This is a genomic window from Orenia metallireducens (assembly GCF_001693735.1).
GTDB classification, from domain to species: domain Bacteria; phylum Bacillota; class Halanaerobiia; order Halobacteroidales; family Halobacteroidaceae; genus Orenia; species Orenia metallireducens.
Window position 1 is genome coordinate 284,043 of sequence record NZ_LWDV01000010.1, and the last position, 17,816, is coordinate 301,858.

Sequence of the window (17,816 nt, forward strand, 5' to 3'; positions counted from 1 at the left end):
ACTTTTTATGTTTGAGCTGTAAGCGAGTTTAAAAGTTTTCTTGATTGGATTTATCACGAAGGATTCCAAGAATGAATCAGTAGGTTTAGTTACTTTTTATCAAGAACGCCGTGAAAGAAGTGCTCTTCTTCCTGAAGAAGTAGTCTTGGGCTGAAAACGTAACTCGCCCTCAAGCAACCCTATTCCTACATCCCGAAATTAACCCGCAAACTTACACTTCCACCCTCAAACCCATCTAAAGAATCCTCTAACTCATGTCCACTCAGACTCCAACCACCATCTAAATCATGAGTCATAAGATATCCTACAGAAAAATCTAAGCCGATAATTGGTGTCAACTGTTGATGGAAGTTGATACTAGGCTCTAATAATAGGAAGCTCTTCTCCAGAGTAGTTCCAGTAGCCCCTAAAATACCATCCTTAGTAGCATCCACCTTATAATGGAGCAACTCCAATCTACTACGCCCATATCCCATCCCTGTTCCAATAGAGATATCTGTATTCTTCTTCATATAAATACCCCGTTGATAGATAAGACCACCATAGGTTAAAGATAACTCAACCCTCTCACCATTAGCTCCTCTACTCCGATTCCGACCATTGAGAAAATAAGCACCATAGATATTACCGTTTCTGACCCCTCCTACCCCTTCAATACCATAAAGCATCATCGTCTCATCTAAAGCAGAAAAATCAACATCAGCAGCAGCCAATAGACCATTTATCTTATCTAAATCTAGCTGTAGTCTCTCTATTTTCAATCCAACCCCTGCCCTAATATAGAGAGGCAATTCATTTTCCATATCCACCTCCACTATCTGACCAGACTCCTCTAGCTCTTCATAACTGTCAGCAAAAACAGGTAAAGAGAATAGAATTACAGCAAATATTATCATTAATAACCTCTTCATTCAAGTCACCTCAATATATAGTTATCCAATTTTAAATATACCATTATAGATAGATAAAGCGACACTTTTTCAAATTGAGAATTAAAAGATTTTTAACCTGAAAAAAATTTCTGTTTGAACGAAGCAAATATTGCCAAGGAATAATAATAACAACATAATCTTTGAAGTAGGACTCTTGTATTTCTTAATCTAAACCAATATTGATTGTGGAGTGAGTGGGCTTTGCCACGGAGGGTTCTAAGAATGAACCCATAGGTACATTTTTTCTAGACCTTTTGGTTTCTTTTTGGGCAATGCCAAAAGAGACTCGCCCTTAGGCGAAACCTAAGATTTGGCTTACTTTTTAAAAAGTAAAAGTGTCGCAATATATCCATTAAGTTTCCTTTTGAGTTGTTTATCTATATTAAACTCCATTAATAAATTTCTAGGCTAAATCCCTTCTTCCTTCTAACAAGTCTATCCATTGAAACCATTTGATAACTTTTTTATATTAAGTTTTTACTCAACCCCCATCAATATTTCAATCTTATAAACCTGCCTATTATAATTAACTAAATTCTTTATATAATCAACCCTCTTCTCTGCTAAATCAATCTGTTGATCGATCAATTCGCTAATAGTAATTAGACCAAATTTATACTTATGATCAGCAATTCTTAACTTCTGCTCTGAATTAACTATAGCCTTCTCATATAAAGATATCTTAGATTCATAATCTTCTAACTTTAGAAAAGCATCATCGACCTCAAATACTACCTCATCTCTAATATCTTTTAGTCGCTCAGATAACTTATTCAGTTCAATTTCAGACTTCTTAATCTTCTGCTCCGTCTTCCTCTTTTCATACTTATTGAAGTTATAATCTAATCTAACCCCTACTCTATAGTCAGTTTCATAATCATTACTATCATTGTTCTTTTCCCACACTGCTTTGCCAAGCAACCTTAAATCAAAATCTTTATCCTTATCTAACTTTTCACGTAAATCTTTCTCTTGCTCTATCTTTAGCCTTAAGATATTCACCTCTAAATTATTCTTATAAGCCATCCTCTTTACCCATCCTTCGAATTCATCAAAGGATAATATCCTCTCACTATCAGCAAATTCAACCTTCTCTGTTAACCCTATCTCTAACTCCCTAGATAGATCTCTTAAATTCAATCTGTACTTAGAGTTTAGGTTACTTAAATCTAACTTATTCTCTTTTACTTGAAGTTCAGCTTCAATCTTATCTACTTCAAGAGAGTGACCTGTTTTGACCCTTGCCTTGACAATCTTTAAGGTCTCTTGGCTCTTCTTTAAGAGCTCTTCTTTAATTTCAATCTTTTTTTGTAACTCAATTAAGTTATAATATTTATCGATAATTTCACTCTTTAAACTATCTTTTACCTTCCTAACTTCCTCCTTGGCTTCCAAAAGTGCCAATTCCTTCTCCATTAGACCTTGCTTATAATCATTTTCAGTATCATAGTCCCTTAATATATAATGGTTATAAGTTAAACTACCTCCCTTACCCTCTAACTCTAGGTTATCATCACTATCCTTCTCCAATAACTTCTGACTTAGAGTTAGGTTCCTATCAGTAGAGAGGTTCTTAGTAAATGTAATTTTAGTTAGCTCCTCAGCCCCCTGTTGACCACTCCACAGATTACTCTCTTTTTCCCATAGATTATAATTACTTTCTAGATTAATATCCAAATCCTTAGCGAAATACTCCTGATATAACTCTAAATCCATTTTCTTCTCTTGATATAACTCCTTAACAGACTTTAACTCTACACTCTTATCTAAGAATAAATCTATGACATGCTCCAAAGTCAGAATCTCCAAAGAATCATTAGCAGCTACAGAGCTTGATATCAAGACTATTATTATTAATAGGAATATCCTCTTCATAATTTTTTGCCATCTCAGGTAAACCACCTAATATAGCTCCCCCTTTCTAAGAATACATTAAGTTGAAAGTTACTAGTGTTTTAAGCCAAACCCCATTAAGCTCTTTACTTAACTATCTCTACATCTACATTAAAACTAGGTAATAAGAAATCATCATAATCATCTATAGAGATTTCAACAAGTACTATAGTCTCTCCACCATCCTTGATAGCCATATTTGAAATTCTCATTACCTTTCCATGATACTCTCTATTAGAGTCAGCCAGAGGTACAATAGTAGCTTCAGCCCCTAACTTTACATCTTTAATAAACTCTTCTGGAACCTCTGCTTCTACAATAACTGTAGATAAATCCATAATATCTAATAACTTATCCTTATAGTCACTACCAATTATATCACCATCTACTACTGATAGGTTATGGACAACCCCTTGGTCTATATCGACTATTACCTTATTACCTTTTAAGTAACTCTTAGCAAATAATTTATCTTCTAAAACCTTAATATCACTCTCTAAATTCTTAATCTCAATCTCTTTAGCCAAAGAATCCTTCTCCATCATAGAACGGTTTTCTTTTAAAGACAGCTTCAAAGAGACTATCTTATTCTCCTTTAACTCTAATGCTTTCTCTAACTCTTCAATCTCATCCCTCTTATCCTCTTTTAACTTCTCCAACGAAATCTCTAGACCGACTAGCTTCTCCTCTTCATTATCATACTTCTTCTCAAATTGATCAAATTCATATTGGGTAATAGCTCCAACTGCTAATAAATGCTCTTTATCAGCCAACTCCTTTTTTACTTTCTGATATGATCTTTTAGCAAATTCAATTTCACTTAACAACTTCTTAATATCTGCACTACTCTCTTCTTTAAGCTCAACCTCTTTTCTAGCCAACTTCTCTTTATCCTGCTGGTATAAAGACTCTTGGGTCTTCAATTCAGCCTGCAAATCCTTAATATTTATATCAGACTTTTCTTTAATAGATTCTAGCTCCTTTTTAGCTAACTCTAGTGCTTCCTTCTTATTCTCTAAATTCTCCATCATTTCAGTTAAACTTAAAATTAAAAGTACATCACCCTTACTTACCTTCTGACCCTCTACAACCCTTACATCCTCAACTCTAGCAGAGAAATCTAGCCCAATAGTCCTTTCTTCCTTAATCTCTACCGTACCAAAGGCTTCTATGCTATTAATTACATTCTCCTCTACTGGTTTATTTACTGGTGCTGTCACTTCTTTAGACTTTTTATCACCACAGCCTACTACAGTTACTACTATGAAGATTAATATTGCTAAGATTAGAGTCTTTTTAGTAAAAAACCTCATTATTCACACACCCTTCCATCTTTTAATCTTATAATTCTTGTTCCATATTCAGCAGATTTCTCAGAATGAGTTACTTGTACAATTGTTTTTCCTTGCTCCTGATTAATCTTTTTAAATAGCTCCATAATCTCCATTCCTGTCTTACTATCAAGATTTCCAATAGGTTCATCAGCCAAGATAACCTCAGGCTTATTGATCAAAGCTCGAGCAATAGCTACTCTCTGCTGTTGCCCTCCTGAAAGCTCTCTTGGGGTATGCTTTCTTCGATCACTCAATCCCACAATCTCTAATATCTCATCTAAATCACCTTGATAATCTTTCATCTTTTTGCCATCAAGCAAGATAGGCAGTAGAATATTTTCTTCTACATTAAGATTGGGGATTAAATTATAAAATTGAAATACAAATCCTAGCTCCCTTCTTCTCATTATGCTCTCCTCTTTATCCTTCATTACCGCAAGTTCCTTACCATTAATCTTCAAACTACCAGAACTAGGCTTATCCAACCCTCCTAAAAGATACAAAAGGGTACTCTTTCCTGAGCCAGAAGGTCCCATAATAGAAACAAATTCTCCTTTTTGAATAATCAAGTTTATATCCTTTAATACCTCTACCTCTAATTCTCCTAATTTAAAGCTCTTATATAAGTTAGTAGTTTCAATCACTAGACTTCTCCCCCTCTCTCTTTAACTTATAATCAAAAGTAAATTGTTCTATTTTCTTACTTATAGACAATCCCTATCTAATCTTAGCAATTACTAATTACTCATATTTAATAGCTTCAATAATATTCAACTTTGAAGACCTTAAAGCAGGACTGATAGAAGCTATAACTGATATAACCGATCCTGCTACCACTGCTGTAATGAACATACTAATAGAATAATGCATTTTAATTGGAATAGTCATAGCCTTAAGAACAAACTTAATTATTTCTATGAACATTACTCCACCAAAAACTCCAACTAAACCACCAATTAAACCTCCAGTCATCGTCTCAATCAATATCATCTTAATAATCTGCCTTTTACTCATACCTATAGAACGAAATACTGCTAAGCTTCTCTTTCTACTGATAAAACTAACTACAAAATTATTAAATATACCAAAGACCCCTATAATCATTGCTATAAAAGAAAATCCTTTCAAAATAATAAAGAGTTGATTATTAGACTCCATATTCCTCTTTTCCATACTCTTTAAAGTATCTAGCCAGAGACGATCTCGAGCAAATTTATCCTTAATAGCCTCTTTAACCTTCTCTGGATCTTTAGATGTTCTTAAATAAATTTGATCACGATATTGCAAATCCATATCCCTTTTTAAATAACTTCCTCCCACCAAAGCCATGTCACCATTTTCCATTAAGGTATTTATAAATCCAGCCACTCGATATTTCTTCTTACCCCTTTTAGTCTCTAAAGTAAGGATTTGTCCATAATCAATATTCAACTTCTCTTTAAGCATAGTAGTCAATATAATCTTTCTACCTTCTTCCATCTCTTTAAATAGTTCTCTTCTATCGCCTATAATATCATAATCCCAATAATCAAAATACTCTTCAACATCTATTCCAGTTACTTCGCTTATACTATGCTCTTTCTCTACAATCTTGACATTTCTGGCTTGATAAGCACTATAAACATCTCTTACTCCATCTACAGTTAGTAACCTCTGTTCTAAATTACGGTCTGCCCGAGGATGCCACATCCATATATCAAATTTGGCATCACCATATACATCACTCACCTCTATTGCAACACTGTGACTTAAAGTATTAATCATTAACAGACTAGCAATTCCTATAGTTAATAAAGAGATATTATTTATAATACTCTTATTATCACGAAGATTCTTAACTGCTAAAATTCCCTCATTTCCAAAGATATAAGAATACAGGTGTTCAAATATTATTATAAACAAATTTGTAATTATAGGAATAAGCATTATAATTGCTGCTCCTATAGTCAACATACAAATTATATTTATAATCATAGCTTGTGAATCTGATACAAAGCGAGGTATTATTAACGAGGCTATCAATAATAGCAGGCCTAATATCGGCTTCCATCTTCTTCTCTTGGATTTATTATCGATATTATTAAGGATTATATCCTTAACAGGAATCTTAGAGACCTTAATAATTGGAATCAGAGAACTTAGTACAGATATAATAACTGCTGTTAAGAAGGCTGTTAACAACTGGCCTGAAGTAAAGACCATCTCAGCTTTCATCTCAGTTCTTGACCAAGGATTTTTAGCCAAGATATTTGTCATTCCATAAAGGATCCCAAATCCTATTCCACAACCAAATATTCCACCAATAACCCCATACATAAAACTTTCTACTAATAATAGTAGATCTGTAATCTTCCTTGTAGCACCTATACTCCTAAAAGTCCCTATCATCGGTAACCTCTCCATAGTAATGACCTTAAAGGAAGTATAGATAATAAATATACTAATAAAGATAACTATCGGTAGCATCATCATAAAAGGAGCCGTAGTACTCTTGCTATACTCCTTAATCTCTGCTCTGGTTACAGTCTTTCTAACAGTATATCTATGATACTTCTCAGATAAACTCTTAATCGCCTCCTTTACTTCAATCCCCTCTTTAGTTTTAAGATAGATTCTAGAAACTCTACCCCTAGCATCATAGAGTGTAGCCAACTTCTTTTTAGGGACAACTGCTCTAATATTCCGACTTCCTGGTTCAAATAATCCTTGAGATACTGCAATTGCTGATACTATAAAGCGATACTTCTCACCATCGACCTCTAAATCTACTTTGTCACCTAATTCTAACCCATATTTATCAGCATCGACTCTACCAATAATCAATTTATTGCCTACAAAAGGCTCTAGCTTAACCTTCTCTTCTAAAATGATTGGATTCATCTTCTGTAAATCATCCAATTCATAACCCTGCAAATGAATATCGACCTTCTGATGTTCAGAGTACTTGTATGAAGTACTCATATCCATAGTACCTACAATATATTCAAATTGCTCTTTTAACTGCTCTGCTTGATAAGTACGGAAAAAGCTTGAGGGAGAATCACTATTAGCATAAATTATAATCTCTGCTGTACCAAAGTACTTCTTTAAACGCTCTATCTGCATCTGTTCTACTGTACTAGAAATAGCCAATGAAGCAAAAAACAATGCTGCAGATAATGCTATAGAGAAGAGGATTAAAAAGGTTCTAAACTTCTTCTCTTTGATATTTCTCAATGTAAATTTGAGTAATATCCCCACTATTGCACCTCCTTTAATAAAAAACCATTATCAAAACTCAATAATAATGTTAACTAATGACATTATATCTATTTAAAGTAACCTTGTCTAATGATTAATTTTTAAATTTTAATGATAAATTAAACCTTAATCCTTTAATTACTATTAAAACTCCTGATTATACCCTTAATCGTGAAAAGGAACAAACTCATGTTTGTTCCTTTTCACCTCACCTTAACTATATATCCTTGCAAAAGAATATTTAAATAAAGTTACCCAATTTTAGAATCAGATTTAAATTAGGGCAAAGTTGAATGGTTACAAAAACCCTTTCAAATATCTATAATTTCCCTAATAATTTTAAATTCTGTAAATGAACCTCCTTATATCTAGATTTTAGATACTCTTCAGCTTGGTTATTTGTTAAGCTAGTAATATACTTCAAATTATCTTCAATCAAGGACTTATTACTCACTTCACCATGCCCTGGAATCACAGTATCAACCTCTAATTGCAAATACTTCTCTAAAGTCCTTTGATAACTCTTAATATCCCCGTCTTGTAAATATGGTATCGGTGCCTCTAAATTATCACCCGCAAATAATACTCCATCTACAAAATCAACACAACTAGCAGAACCTTTGGTATGACCAGGGCTATAGAAGAATTTAACCCCTTCTTCATAAAAGGTTAACTCATCAGTAAAGGTATTTGTTGGAGGAATTATATTGACCTCACCTCTTCTATGCTCTGAATAGATCTCTAACTCCTGCTCTGCTTTATCAATTATATTATTTCGGCATATTTCATGGGATAAGATCAAGCTAGTTTCAAAGGTACAATTTCCCCAGATATGATCCCAGTCATAGTGGGAATTAAATACTATAATTGGCTTGTCCCTAAAATTTATCTCAATATACCTCTTAATCTCTTTCATCGACTCTGGTCCTAAAAAGGTATCACAGACAAAGACATAATTTTTAGCATTAATTACGTAAACATTTGTAGTTACTCCAAATCCTGTATCTTGTAAATAGAAGAAGGTGAAAAGCATCCCTCTTCTACCAATACGCGTTATTTCCATTATTACCCTCCAATTACTACCTGCTAGAATTATTTATGCAATACCCTATTGATTATAAAGCTTCTTTATATTCTTCAACCCCATCTTTACCTAACTCCATTATCAAATCAGTAATATCCTTCCCATTGATAAGTAAACCTTCATCCAACTCAGCTAAAGGTATTAAAACAAAAGCTCTTTCTGCAATTCGAGGATGGGGAATAATTAAATTCTCTTCCTTTAAATCTAAGTCTCCATATAATAAGATATCAACATCTATCGTCCTTGGTCCCCACTTCATCAACCTCTTCCGTTTAAGCTTTGATTCAACAGATTGGCACTTTTTTAATAATTCTTGAGGAGCTAACTGGGTTTCTATCTTTAGACATAGATTTAAAAAGCTATCTTGGTTATTATACCCCCAGGGCTCAGTTTCATAAACCTTAGATATCTCCAATAAATTAGTTACAGGAAATTCTCTAATTAAATCGATTGCCTTCTTTAAATTACCTTCTCTATCACCTAGATTAGTACCTAAGCCTAAATATACAATATTCATCTTAAAATCTCCTTTTAATATAAATAAAAGTCATTCCACAAATTTTTTGAAAAACCCCATATTTCAAGATATAGTTTATATAACTTTATTTTCTTCCTCTAAAGATTTGGACTCCTACATGATCAAAAATCCCTGGAATAGGAGCTTCTGGCTTCTTTACTCTAACCATTATCTCCTCAATTTTAGTAAATTCCTTCAAAACTCTATCAGCTATCTTTTCAGCTAAAGCCTCAATAAGTTGATATCGCTCTTGTTCGCATATCTCTTTTACTACTTCATAAACAAGAGCATAACTGACTGATTGATCCAAGTTATCACTCTTTCCAGCAGACTTTAAATCTAGATATAACTCCAAATCTATAAAGAACTTTTGACCCAATCTATTCTCTTCTATCAATGCTCCATGATAGCCATAAAAAGATAAATCATTCAGAATAATCTTATCCATAATCTCACCCCATCCAAAATTTAAATACAACAGTGACAAGTGATGAGTAACCAATAACTAGAAAAGATTTTTACTTATTACCAATCATTTATCACTCATTAGTAAATGTTATCTAACTATTGCATCAGTAACTTTAGCAGCCCTCAAATTCTCCTTAACATCGTGTACTCTAACTATATCCACACCTTGCATAATCCCCATCACAGTAGTAGCTACTGTGCCTTCCACCCTCTCTTTAGGTGGTAAATCTAATATCCTACCTATCATTCTCTTTCTAGAAGTACCAAGTAGAATAGGATATCCTAAATCCTTCAACTTTGATAGATTTCTCATAATCTCTAAATTCTCTTCTTGAGTAGTACCAAAACCGACTCCAGGGTCTAAGATTATATTACTATCTTTAACTCCAGTTTCCTTAGCCATCTTAATACTCTTATTTAGAAACTCAATCATTGCTTCCATAATATTAGTCCGCTCTTCATCACTACGACCATTATACATGATTATTACTGGAGCATCATAGTCAGCTACTACCTTAGCCATCTTCCCATCCCACTGCAAGCCCCAAACATCATTGATTATATCTACACCCATCTCCAAAACCGCCTTAGCCACCTCTGGCTTATAGGTATCGATAGAAATAGGAATATGAACCTTATCTCTAATAGCTTTGATTACGGGCTTTAGCCTCCTTATCTCTTCCTCTGCTGATACCTTCTCTGCCCCTGGTCTAGTAGATTCTGCCCCAATATCGATAATATCTGCTCCTTGCTCAACCATCTCTTGGGCACGAGAAACAGCATCCTCTATATTAAAATAGTCTCCTCCATCAGAAAAGCTATCAGGAGTAACATTTAAAATTCCCATGATATAAGTTCTCTTACCAAATTCAAACATATTGTTCCCCCTTTATTAAGTATAGTAACGGGTAATGAGTAATTAGTAACATGTAAAAAAATAATTATTATCAAGTCTCTTCACTCTCCCTACGAGTTCTTCGAATTCTCCGTGATGGGACCTTTAAAAATATCGATCCACGGAGAGTCTTATTTTTTAAAGACTCATAGGGAAAAATTCCCGACGGAATTTTTCCTATCTACTGCTCTTGATAAGATTCATTATCTCAGCTCTAGCAGCACTATCCTCTTTAAATACACCTCTTGCTGCAGAGGTTATCGTCCGACTTTCAGTCTTTTTAATCCCTCTCATAGTCATACACATCTGCTCCGCCTCTACAATCACTAAAACTCCAAGAGGCTCTAAGACATTGACGATAGCATCAGCTATCATCTTATTCATCCTCTCTTGCAATTGTAGCCTTCTAGCTACTGTTTCTACTAATCTAGCCAAGCGGGAGAATCCAGTTATTCTCCCCTCCTTAGGAACATAAGCTATATGTACCTTTCCGAAAAAGGGTACTAAGTGGTGTTCACAGATAGAATAAAAGCTTATATCTTTTACCATTATTAAATCTTCGTACTTTTCATCCTCAGAAAAGAACTCCAAATGCTCCTCTGGCTGCTGATTAGTCCCTGACAAAATATCTTCATACATCTCAGCCACTCGCTCTGGTGTTCTCTGCAATCCCTCTCTATCTGGATTCTCACCAATAGCCTCTAATATATCTCGCACTGCTCGCTCTATCTTCTTCTTATCCATCTACTCCATCCCTTCTATCCCATATACCTGATAATTAAATTCATTAACTAACCTATCAAAAAAATTATTATGCTGATCATATTCTACCCCTTCTATACTTCTTACCTTCATTAAATCAATCAAGCTATTTGTTAAGAAGGCAAAATCAAAGTTAGCAATCTCATCTATACCGATAACTTCTAACTTAATTTCAATATTCAGCTTATTGGCAATCTCAATAACCTTAGTTCTGATTATACCAGGAAGTAAATCTAATTCTTTAGAAGGTGTATATAATATATCATTTTTTATAAAAAAGATATTACTAACACTTCCTTCCAGCACCTTATCATCTGTATTTAATAAGAGAGCTTCATTATAGCCACTATCAATAGCTTCACGCCTAGCATAAATATTCTCCCAATAATTAGCTGTCTTATGTCGATATAATGGGCTAGTCCCCCGCTTAAAGGAAGCTACCTTGACTCTATAACCTGCTTCATAATCACCAGAAGAGTAATTTATATCCCTTAAAGAAAAGTTATACCCTTCTGCACAGACAGTCACCCGTAAAGCTTGATACTTCAATCCTTCAGTATAGCTTAATATCTTAGAGATTAACTCCTCCTTACTCATATCAAAGGGCACTTTAAGCTCTTGAATTGAGTTATATAACCTATCTATATGCTCTTTTAAGAAGATAGGTTGACTGTTCCAAACCTTTATCGTTTCAAATAATCCTCTCCCAAACTTAGCTAATTCACTATCAAAAGATATATTATTCTTCATAGTATCCCCTAACTGTTCTCATAATAGATTCTGCTTTATCTAAAGTCTCTTGATACTCTTCCTTAGGATTTGAATCCCAAGTTATCCCTCCACCAACTTGGAAATAAATCTGATTCTTCTTCTTAATAATTGTTCTAATAGCTATATTCAAATCTAAAGAACCATTAAAACCAATATAACCTATAGAACCAGTATAGACACTCCTTTGAGTAGGCTCCAATTCATCGATTATCTCCATTGCTCTTATCTTTGGTGCACCAGTAATCGAACCTCCTGGAAAGGTAGCCTGTAGTAAATCAACTAAATCCTTATCTTCCCTTAGCTCTCCTTTGACTGTAGCTACCAAATGATGAACATTGCTATACTCCTCCAACTCAAATAATTCAGGTACCTTGACTGTACCTACTGTACAGACCTTCCCCAAATCATTCCGTTCTAAATCTACTATCATCAATAACTCCGCCCTATCTTTTTCACTATTTAATAGCTCTGATTTTAGGACTTCATCCTCCTGAAGCGTCTTTCCTCTTGGTCTAGTCCCCTTAATAGGTCTAGTCTCTACAATCCTATCTCTAAGATGAATAAATCGCTCTGGAGAGTTAGATAAAATGTCAACATCACCAAAATTCAAAAATGCTCCAAAGGGAGCAGGGCTATTTCTTCTTAAATCTCGGTATAACTCATAACTTGAAACAGCAACATTTCCCTCAAAACGTTGAGTTAAATTGGCTTGATAGACATCACCTGATTTGATATATCTTCTCACCTTTTCAATTGTCTCTAAATAATCAGCCTTTTTAAAATTAGATTTTACTCTTATCGGCTGGTATTTGCCTACTTCTGAAACAATAGTATAGTTAAATTCTCTTTGATTCTCTTCAATTATCTCTGTAATCTTCTTAATCGTCTCAGCTTCTTTAGCTAAATCTAACTCTGGAGTTGCTAGATAAGTCTTTGACTCTAAATGGTCTACCACTATTACCCAATCATACAGCCCCATATATAATTCAGGTATAGCTATATCATCGATTGCATTTCTAGATATATCCTCTATATAATGAACCAAGTCATAGGATAAATAGCCTACAGCTCCCCCAACAAAGGGAAGTTGAGTCTCATTTTCAACCTTATATTTATTCAATTCTTCTCTTAGCTCTTCTAATGGATTTTTAGAGCTATCTTTAAATTTGAGTACCTTAAAAGGGTTAGCACTGATAAAGGAATATCTACCTAACTTCTTCTTCCCCATAGCACTATCCAAAATAAAGCTATACTCTTCATCCTTAAAGATAGTATATATTTGAAAAGCTGATAGTTCAGTCTTTAACTCTTTAATCATCCCTTAACGCTCCCTTAGCCTGTATAATAAAATTATTGAGTAGCTCATGTCCTTGCTCTGTCAGAATTGCCTCAGGATGAAATTGTACTCCTTCTATCAAGTAATCTTTATGCTTAATCCCCATTATCTCTCCACCTTCACTTTCAGCAGTTATCTCTAACTCCTCTGGGAGAGTATCCCTATCTATTATCAAAGAATGATACCTAGTTACCCTTAGAGGATTATTTAAATCCTTAAAGACCCCTTTATTATTGTGTTTAATATGATGTACCTTGCCATGAACAGGCTCCCTTGCTTCAATGATCTCCGCTCCAAAAGCATGTCCAATACTCTGATGCCCTAAACAGATCCCCAATATAGGAACCTTGCCCTTAAATCTATCGATTACCTCTAAAGAAATCCCTGCTTCCTTGGGAGTACAAGGACCAGGCGAGATTATTATCAATCCTAGTTGCAACTCTTCAATCTCAGCAATGCTAATCTCATCATTTCTCTTGACTAGAACCTCTTCCTCTAATTGACCCAAAAACTGTACAAGATTATAAGTAAAAGAGTCATAATTATCTATCATTAAAATCATTTTAACACCTAATTTCTATTACATCTTTATATTATCTGATTATTATAATTTTACAATATCATCATACTATATTCAAATTAATCTTATATTTATCATTCTTTGAATTTATTATAACTTTGAAATTAATATAATAGAATGATAATGCGACATTTTTACCCCAGTGTATAGGATAGTTAAGTTCAAAAACATCTACCTCATCCCTTAATCCCTTTCCAGGTCTATCGACCACTTCATGCAAAATCAGCCTCTCCTAAGGTAGTAGAGGGGGCTAGGGGGTGAGGTCTGAAAAGTGTCGCAATATACCCACATAATGCTACACAATAAAAAAAGAGAAGCCACTACACCGTGACCCCCCTTTTTATCTAATTAAGCTCTTTCTTTAACTATAAACCCAATCTCTCTACTTTGTAAGAAGAGAACTACACCTAAAAGTACCAATCCAATCAAGTCAGTCTTCCAACCTGGTAATAGCAATGTAATCGCACTTATGATTAGTAAGACCTCTTCTAAGATATTTGTGTTTCTCTTTAGATATCCCAAAACTCCACCAGCTAATGCATATACTCCTATGAAAGAACTAAGAGTGATAATAATCAATTCTCCTACACTAGAATGTAATAACAATAACGATGGAGAATAAGCAAAGATAAAGGGAACCACAAAACCAGCAATAGCAAGTTTAACTGCTGTCAATCCAGTCTTTAATGGGTTAGCTCCAGCAATTCCTGCTCCTGCATAAGCTGCTAAGGCTGCTGGAGGAGTCAAATCTGCTACTACTCCAAAGTATAATACGAATAAATGTGCTGCTAAAATAGGAACTCCTAGCTTAACCAAAGCAGGTGCAGCCATCGTAGCCAATACAATATAAGTTGCTGTAGTAGGTAGTCCAGTTCCTAAAATAGTACATGCTACCATAGTAAAGAATAAGGCTAAGAACAAGTTACCATTGGCTAAAGCAACAGTAATAGTAGTAAACTTCAATCCTAAACCAGTTAAAGTTGTAACCCCAACGATAAATCCAACACAGGCACAAGCTGCAGCTACACCTACTGCACTTTTAGCACCTTCTTCTAAAGTATCTAGTATATCTTTAAGACTCATCCTTGTATCCTTCTTGATAAAACTTAGCACAAAAGATAGGATAATCCCCACAAAAGCAGCCTTAAGTGGTGTATATCCTCTAAATAGATAATAGAAAATAGCTGCCAAAGGAAGTATCATATGCCCTCTATGTTTCACAACATCCATCAACTTAGGAATTCTTCCTTCATCCATTCCACTTAAGCCCAGCTTCTTAGCTTCAAAGTGTACCATTAAACCAACAGCTAAATAATATAAGATAGCTGGTAAGATAGCTGCTTTAGCTATACTTGCATAAGGTACTCCAATAAATTCAGCCATAATAAAGGCTGCAGCACCCATTATCGGTGGCATAATCTGCCCTCCAGTAGAAGCTGCTGCCTCTACTGCTGCTGCAAAACGTGGAGTATAACCTACACTCTTCATCAATGGAATAGTAAAGGAACCAGTAGTTACTGTATTTGCTACTGAGCTTCCTGAGATAGAACCCATAAAACCACTAGAAACTACTGCTGCCTTTGCAGGTCCACCAGTAGTTCTACCTGTTAATGCCATTGCTAAATCGATGAATAAATCACCTAATCCAGTCCGTTTAGCAAAAGCACCTAATAATAAGAATAAGAAGATGTAAGTTGCTGATACTCCTAAGGGTATACCAAAAATCCCCTCTGTTGTAAAGTACATATGGCTAGCAATCCTTGATAATGAATAGCCTCTATGGGCTAAAATCCCTGGCATCTGTGGTCCAAAGTAAGCATAGACTAAGAATACCACTGAAATAAGTGGTAGTTCCCATCCAATCACTCTTCGAGTTCCCTCTAACACTAATAGAATAGCAATGACCGCCATAACCTGGTCTAAAGTAGTGTAGATACCAGCTCTAGCAACTAAATCCTTATAATTAATAACTATATAAGCTGCAACAACTACACTTAACCCTGCCAAAATATAATCTATGATCATCAAAAACTTATTCTCTTTAACCCTCTTTTTAAAGGGATATAACAAGAATATCAGAGTAAATACAAAGCCTAAATGGACTGCTCTTTGTTTTAAAGCTAACAATACCCCAAACCCTGCTGTATATAGATGGAATAATGACATCCCTACAGCTAATACTGTAATAAAGATAGCCATAATACCAGTATAATTTCTAAAGTTGCTTACTGTATCAAACTCTTCCAATAATTCTTCTTCTTTTATCTCTTTAGTCTCAACCATCGTTTTCCCTCCTCAACTAATAATCTTATTCTACTTCTTCTCTCTACACTTATCACTACTAAACTCTGAGGTTGAGTAATATCATATAGTTTATATTCTTCATCTCCATAAATAAACTTATGTTGAGCATAATCACTGATCCGTAAAGGAATATTATCTAGCTTTCGATTAATATCCTTAATCTCAAACTTATCATTAGCAACAATATAATTATTCTTCTTTAAAAAAGGCAACCCTGCACCATAGGACTCATATAAAGTTCCTGTTAAGAATATCTCCCCATTTTTTACTTTAAAATACTCCCAAACTGGTGTCCTTTCTACCGAATGGAGATATTCAATTGCAAAGTTTGCTCCTTCTTCAACCTTTTCTTGCCAGATTATCTTGTTAGCCTTAGCTTCTTTAACTACCAGTACCGATTCCTGAAGGAAAGACAAACTGACTAATCCCAGTATTATAAACGGGACTATTAACCATCTATAAAACCTATACATAAAATGATAACCGGACATTAACATCTAATGTCCGGAATCCCCCTCTCAATAATTCTCTTTTGACTACTAGCTATTAGTCATTAATTATCACTAAGAAATTATAACTATTTTACTTCGTCAAAGTATTTAGCAGCACCTGGATGAAGTTCTACAGTCATTCCCTCTTGTGCATTCTCTACTTTAATATCTTTAGCTCTATCATGAGCTTCAATTAGCTTATCTCTATTTTCAAAGATAGCCTTAGTAATATTGTACACTAAGTCTTCAGATAAACTTGCTTCTACCACTAAAGTAGCTTTCAAAGCAATGGTAGTAATATCATTATCTAGTCCATTATATGTTCCTGCTGGTACTTTAACTCCAGTTAAGAATGGATATTCTGCATTTAATTTACTGATTTCATCTTTGCTAAAACTTAGTAAGTTTATATCTTGAGTAGCAGCTACATCCATTACCGCTGCTGTTGGTACACCAGCAGTTAAGAAAGCTGCATCTATTTGTCTATCCTTTAATCTACTTGCTGCCTCACCAAAGGATAAGTAATCTTCTTCAACATCATCATAAGTCAATCCAAAAAAGTTCAAAATTTGTTTAGCATTTGCTTCTACCCCACTACCTGGAGCACCTACTGCTACTTTCTTACCTTTTAAATCTTGGATACTCTTAATTCCAGCATCCTCTCTAACTACAATTTGGATAACCTCTGGATACAAAGTAGCAATTCCCTTCATATTTTCAACAGGATTATCTGCAAATTGATTCTTTCCATTAACTGCATAACTAGCAATATCATTTTGTAGGATAGCTAGTTCTACCTCTTTTTTAGCAATCAATCTTGTATTAGTTACAGATGCACCAGTAGACTGAGCCGATGCATTAGCATTATCTACATCCTCATTAATTATCTTTGCAATAGCTCCACCTATAGGATAATATGTACCTGAAGTACCTCCAGTTGCAATAGATAAGAACTTAGTTTCAGTCTTTACACCTTTATCTGACCCGCACCCTACAACAAACAGACCTAACACTAACAACACACTTAAAAACATTACCTTATTCTTAGTCAAAAACATTTCTCATTTCTCCCTTCTCATAATCACTTATGTAAGTAATTATTAAACATAAAAATTAGATGCTCAATACTAAATTTTAACAAAAGTTAAAAAAGAATACAGAAGATATCCCATATTAAAGCCAAACCAGAGGTACCTATATACCCTATTC

Annotated in this window: 17 protein-coding genes; all 17 read right to left on the reverse strand. The window is 34.4% G+C overall.

Going from position 1 to position 17,816, the window contains the following annotated elements; all coding sequences use genetic code 11:
- Positions 1–185 precede the first annotated feature (185 nt).
- The 17 genes from U472_RS13485 to U472_RS13560 all read right to left on the reverse strand — a co-directional run bounded on the left by U472_RS13485 (position 186) and on the right by U472_RS13560 (position 17,665).
- A complete protein-coding gene (locus U472_RS13485; protein ID WP_141677992.1) occupies positions 186–911 on the reverse strand; it encodes a hypothetical protein in 726 nt (241 codons plus the stop codon).
- Between the two features lie 498 nt (positions 912–1,409).
- Positions 1,410–2,807 carry a TolC family protein gene (locus U472_RS13490; protein WP_141677993.1) on the reverse strand — a complete coding sequence of 466 codons (1,398 nt, stop codon included), beginning with the start codon at positions 2,805–2,807 and terminating at the stop codon, positions 1,410–1,412.
- 104 nt (positions 2,808–2,911) lie between these two features.
- Entirely contained in the window at positions 2,912–4,138 is a 1,227-nt protein-coding gene (locus U472_RS13495; protein ID WP_068719272.1) for an HlyD family secretion protein, read from the reverse strand.
- Entirely contained in the window at positions 4,138–4,803 is a 666-nt protein-coding gene (locus U472_RS13500; protein ID WP_068719273.1) for an ABC transporter ATP-binding protein, read from the reverse strand. Before U472_RS13500 ends, U472_RS13495 begins: the two co-directional genes overlap by 1 nt.
- A 97-nt stretch (positions 4,804–4,900) precedes the next feature.
- Complete coding sequence (locus U472_RS13505; RefSeq protein WP_068719274.1) at positions 4,901–7,399, reverse strand: ABC transporter permease; 2,499 nt, start codon at positions 7,397–7,399, stop codon at positions 4,901–4,903.
- A gap of 319 nt (positions 7,400–7,718) precedes the next feature.
- Positions 7,719–8,462 carry an MBL fold metallo-hydrolase gene (locus U472_RS13510; RefSeq protein WP_068719275.1) on the reverse strand — a complete coding sequence of 248 codons (744 nt, stop codon included), beginning with the start codon at positions 8,460–8,462 and terminating at the stop codon, positions 7,719–7,721.
- A gap of 52 nt (positions 8,463–8,514) precedes the next feature.
- A complete protein-coding gene (gene folK, locus U472_RS13515) occupies positions 8,515–9,000 on the reverse strand; it encodes a 2-amino-4-hydroxy-6-hydroxymethyldihydropteridine diphosphokinase (protein WP_068719276.1) in 486 nt (161 codons plus the stop codon).
- A gap of 85 nt (positions 9,001–9,085) precedes the next feature.
- On the reverse strand, positions 9,086–9,448 hold the full coding sequence (gene folB, locus U472_RS13520) for a dihydroneopterin aldolase (RefSeq protein WP_068719277.1): 363 nt from the start codon (positions 9,446–9,448) through the stop codon (positions 9,086–9,088).
- Positions 9,449–9,556: 108 nt separating this feature from the next.
- On the reverse strand, positions 9,557–10,345 hold the full coding sequence (gene folP, locus U472_RS13525) for a dihydropteroate synthase (protein ID WP_068719278.1): 789 nt from the start codon (positions 10,343–10,345) through the stop codon (positions 9,557–9,559).
- A 195-nt stretch (positions 10,346–10,540) separates the two neighbouring features.
- Positions 10,541–11,107 (reverse strand): GTP cyclohydrolase I FolE, encoded by a 567-nt coding sequence (gene folE / locus U472_RS13530; protein WP_068719279.1) that lies wholly within the window; start codon positions 11,105–11,107, stop codon positions 10,541–10,543.
- On the reverse strand, positions 11,108–11,875 hold the full coding sequence (locus U472_RS13535; protein ID WP_068719280.1) for an aminotransferase class IV: 768 nt from the start codon (positions 11,873–11,875) through the stop codon (positions 11,108–11,110).
- Positions 11,865–13,214 (reverse strand): aminodeoxychorismate synthase component I, encoded by a 1,350-nt coding sequence (gene pabB, locus U472_RS13540; RefSeq protein ID WP_068719281.1) that lies wholly within the window; start codon positions 13,212–13,214, stop codon positions 11,865–11,867. Before pabB ends, U472_RS13535 begins: the two co-directional genes overlap by 11 nt.
- Positions 13,207–13,794 carry an anthranilate synthase component II gene (locus U472_RS13545; RefSeq protein WP_068719282.1) on the reverse strand — a complete coding sequence of 196 codons (588 nt, stop codon included), beginning with the start codon at positions 13,792–13,794 and terminating at the stop codon, positions 13,207–13,209. The genes pabB and U472_RS13545 overlap by 8 nt, the downstream gene beginning before the upstream one ends.
- A gap of 61 nt (positions 13,795–13,855) precedes the next feature.
- Positions 13,856–14,032, reverse strand: a complete 177-nt coding sequence (locus tag U472_RS16915; protein ID WP_176714182.1) for a hypothetical protein — start codon at positions 14,030–14,032, stop codon at positions 13,856–13,858.
- Positions 14,033–14,160: 128 nt separating this feature from the next.
- Positions 14,161–16,095, reverse strand: coding sequence for a TRAP transporter permease (locus U472_RS13550; protein WP_068719283.1), 1,935 nt, complete (start codon positions 16,093–16,095; stop codon positions 14,161–14,163).
- On the reverse strand, positions 16,074–16,532 hold the full coding sequence (locus U472_RS13555) for a DUF1850 domain-containing protein (RefSeq protein WP_176714183.1): 459 nt from the start codon (positions 16,530–16,532) through the stop codon (positions 16,074–16,076). Before U472_RS13555 ends, U472_RS13550 begins: the two co-directional genes overlap by 22 nt.
- Before the next feature lie 161 nt (positions 16,533–16,693).
- Entirely contained in the window at positions 16,694–17,665 is a 972-nt protein-coding gene (locus U472_RS13560; RefSeq protein ID WP_068719285.1) for a TAXI family TRAP transporter solute-binding subunit, read from the reverse strand.
- Between the last annotated feature and the right edge of the window lie 151 nt (positions 17,666–17,816).

Coding starts and splice junctions, on each gene's coding strand:
- folK (WP_068719276.1), bottom strand. CDS start 9,000: ATGAATATTGTATATTTAGGCTTAGGTACTAATCTAGGTGATAGAGAA.
- U472_RS13550 (WP_068719283.1), bottom strand. CDS start 16,095: ATGGTTGAGACTAAAGAGATAAAAGAAGAAGAATTATTGGAAGAGTTT.
- folB (WP_068719277.1), bottom strand. CDS start 9,448: ATGGATAAGATTATTCTGAATGATTTATCTTTTTATGGCTATCATGGA.
- U472_RS13535 (WP_068719280.1), bottom strand. CDS start 11,875: ATGAAGAATAATATATCTTTTGATAGTGAATTAGCTAAGTTTGGGAGA.
- U472_RS13485 (WP_141677992.1), bottom strand. CDS start 911: ATGAAGAGGTTATTAATGATAATATTTGCTGTAATTCTATTCTCTTTA.
- U472_RS13495 (WP_068719272.1), bottom strand. CDS start 4,138: ATGAGGTTTTTTACTAAAAAGACTCTAATCTTAGCAATATTAATCTTC.
- folE (WP_068719279.1), bottom strand. CDS start 11,107: ATGGATAAGAAGAAGATAGAGCGAGCAGTGCGAGATATATTAGAGGCT.
- U472_RS13560 (WP_068719285.1), bottom strand. CDS start 17,665: ATGTTTTTGACTAAGAATAAGGTAATGTTTTTAAGTGTGTTGTTAGTG.
- U472_RS13510 (WP_068719275.1), bottom strand. CDS start 8,462: ATGGAAATAACGCGTATTGGTAGAAGAGGGATGCTTTTCACCTTCTTC.
- folP (WP_068719278.1), bottom strand. CDS start 10,345: ATGTTTGAATTTGGTAAGAGAACTTATATCATGGGAATTTTAAATGTT.
- U472_RS13545 (WP_068719282.1), bottom strand. CDS start 13,794: ATGATTTTAATGATAGATAATTATGACTCTTTTACTTATAATCTTGTA.
- U472_RS13490 (WP_141677993.1), bottom strand. CDS start 2,807: ATGAAGAGGATATTCCTATTAATAATAATAGTCTTGATATCAAGCTCT.
- pabB (WP_068719281.1), bottom strand. CDS start 13,214: ATGATTAAAGAGTTAAAGACTGAACTATCAGCTTTTCAAATATATACT.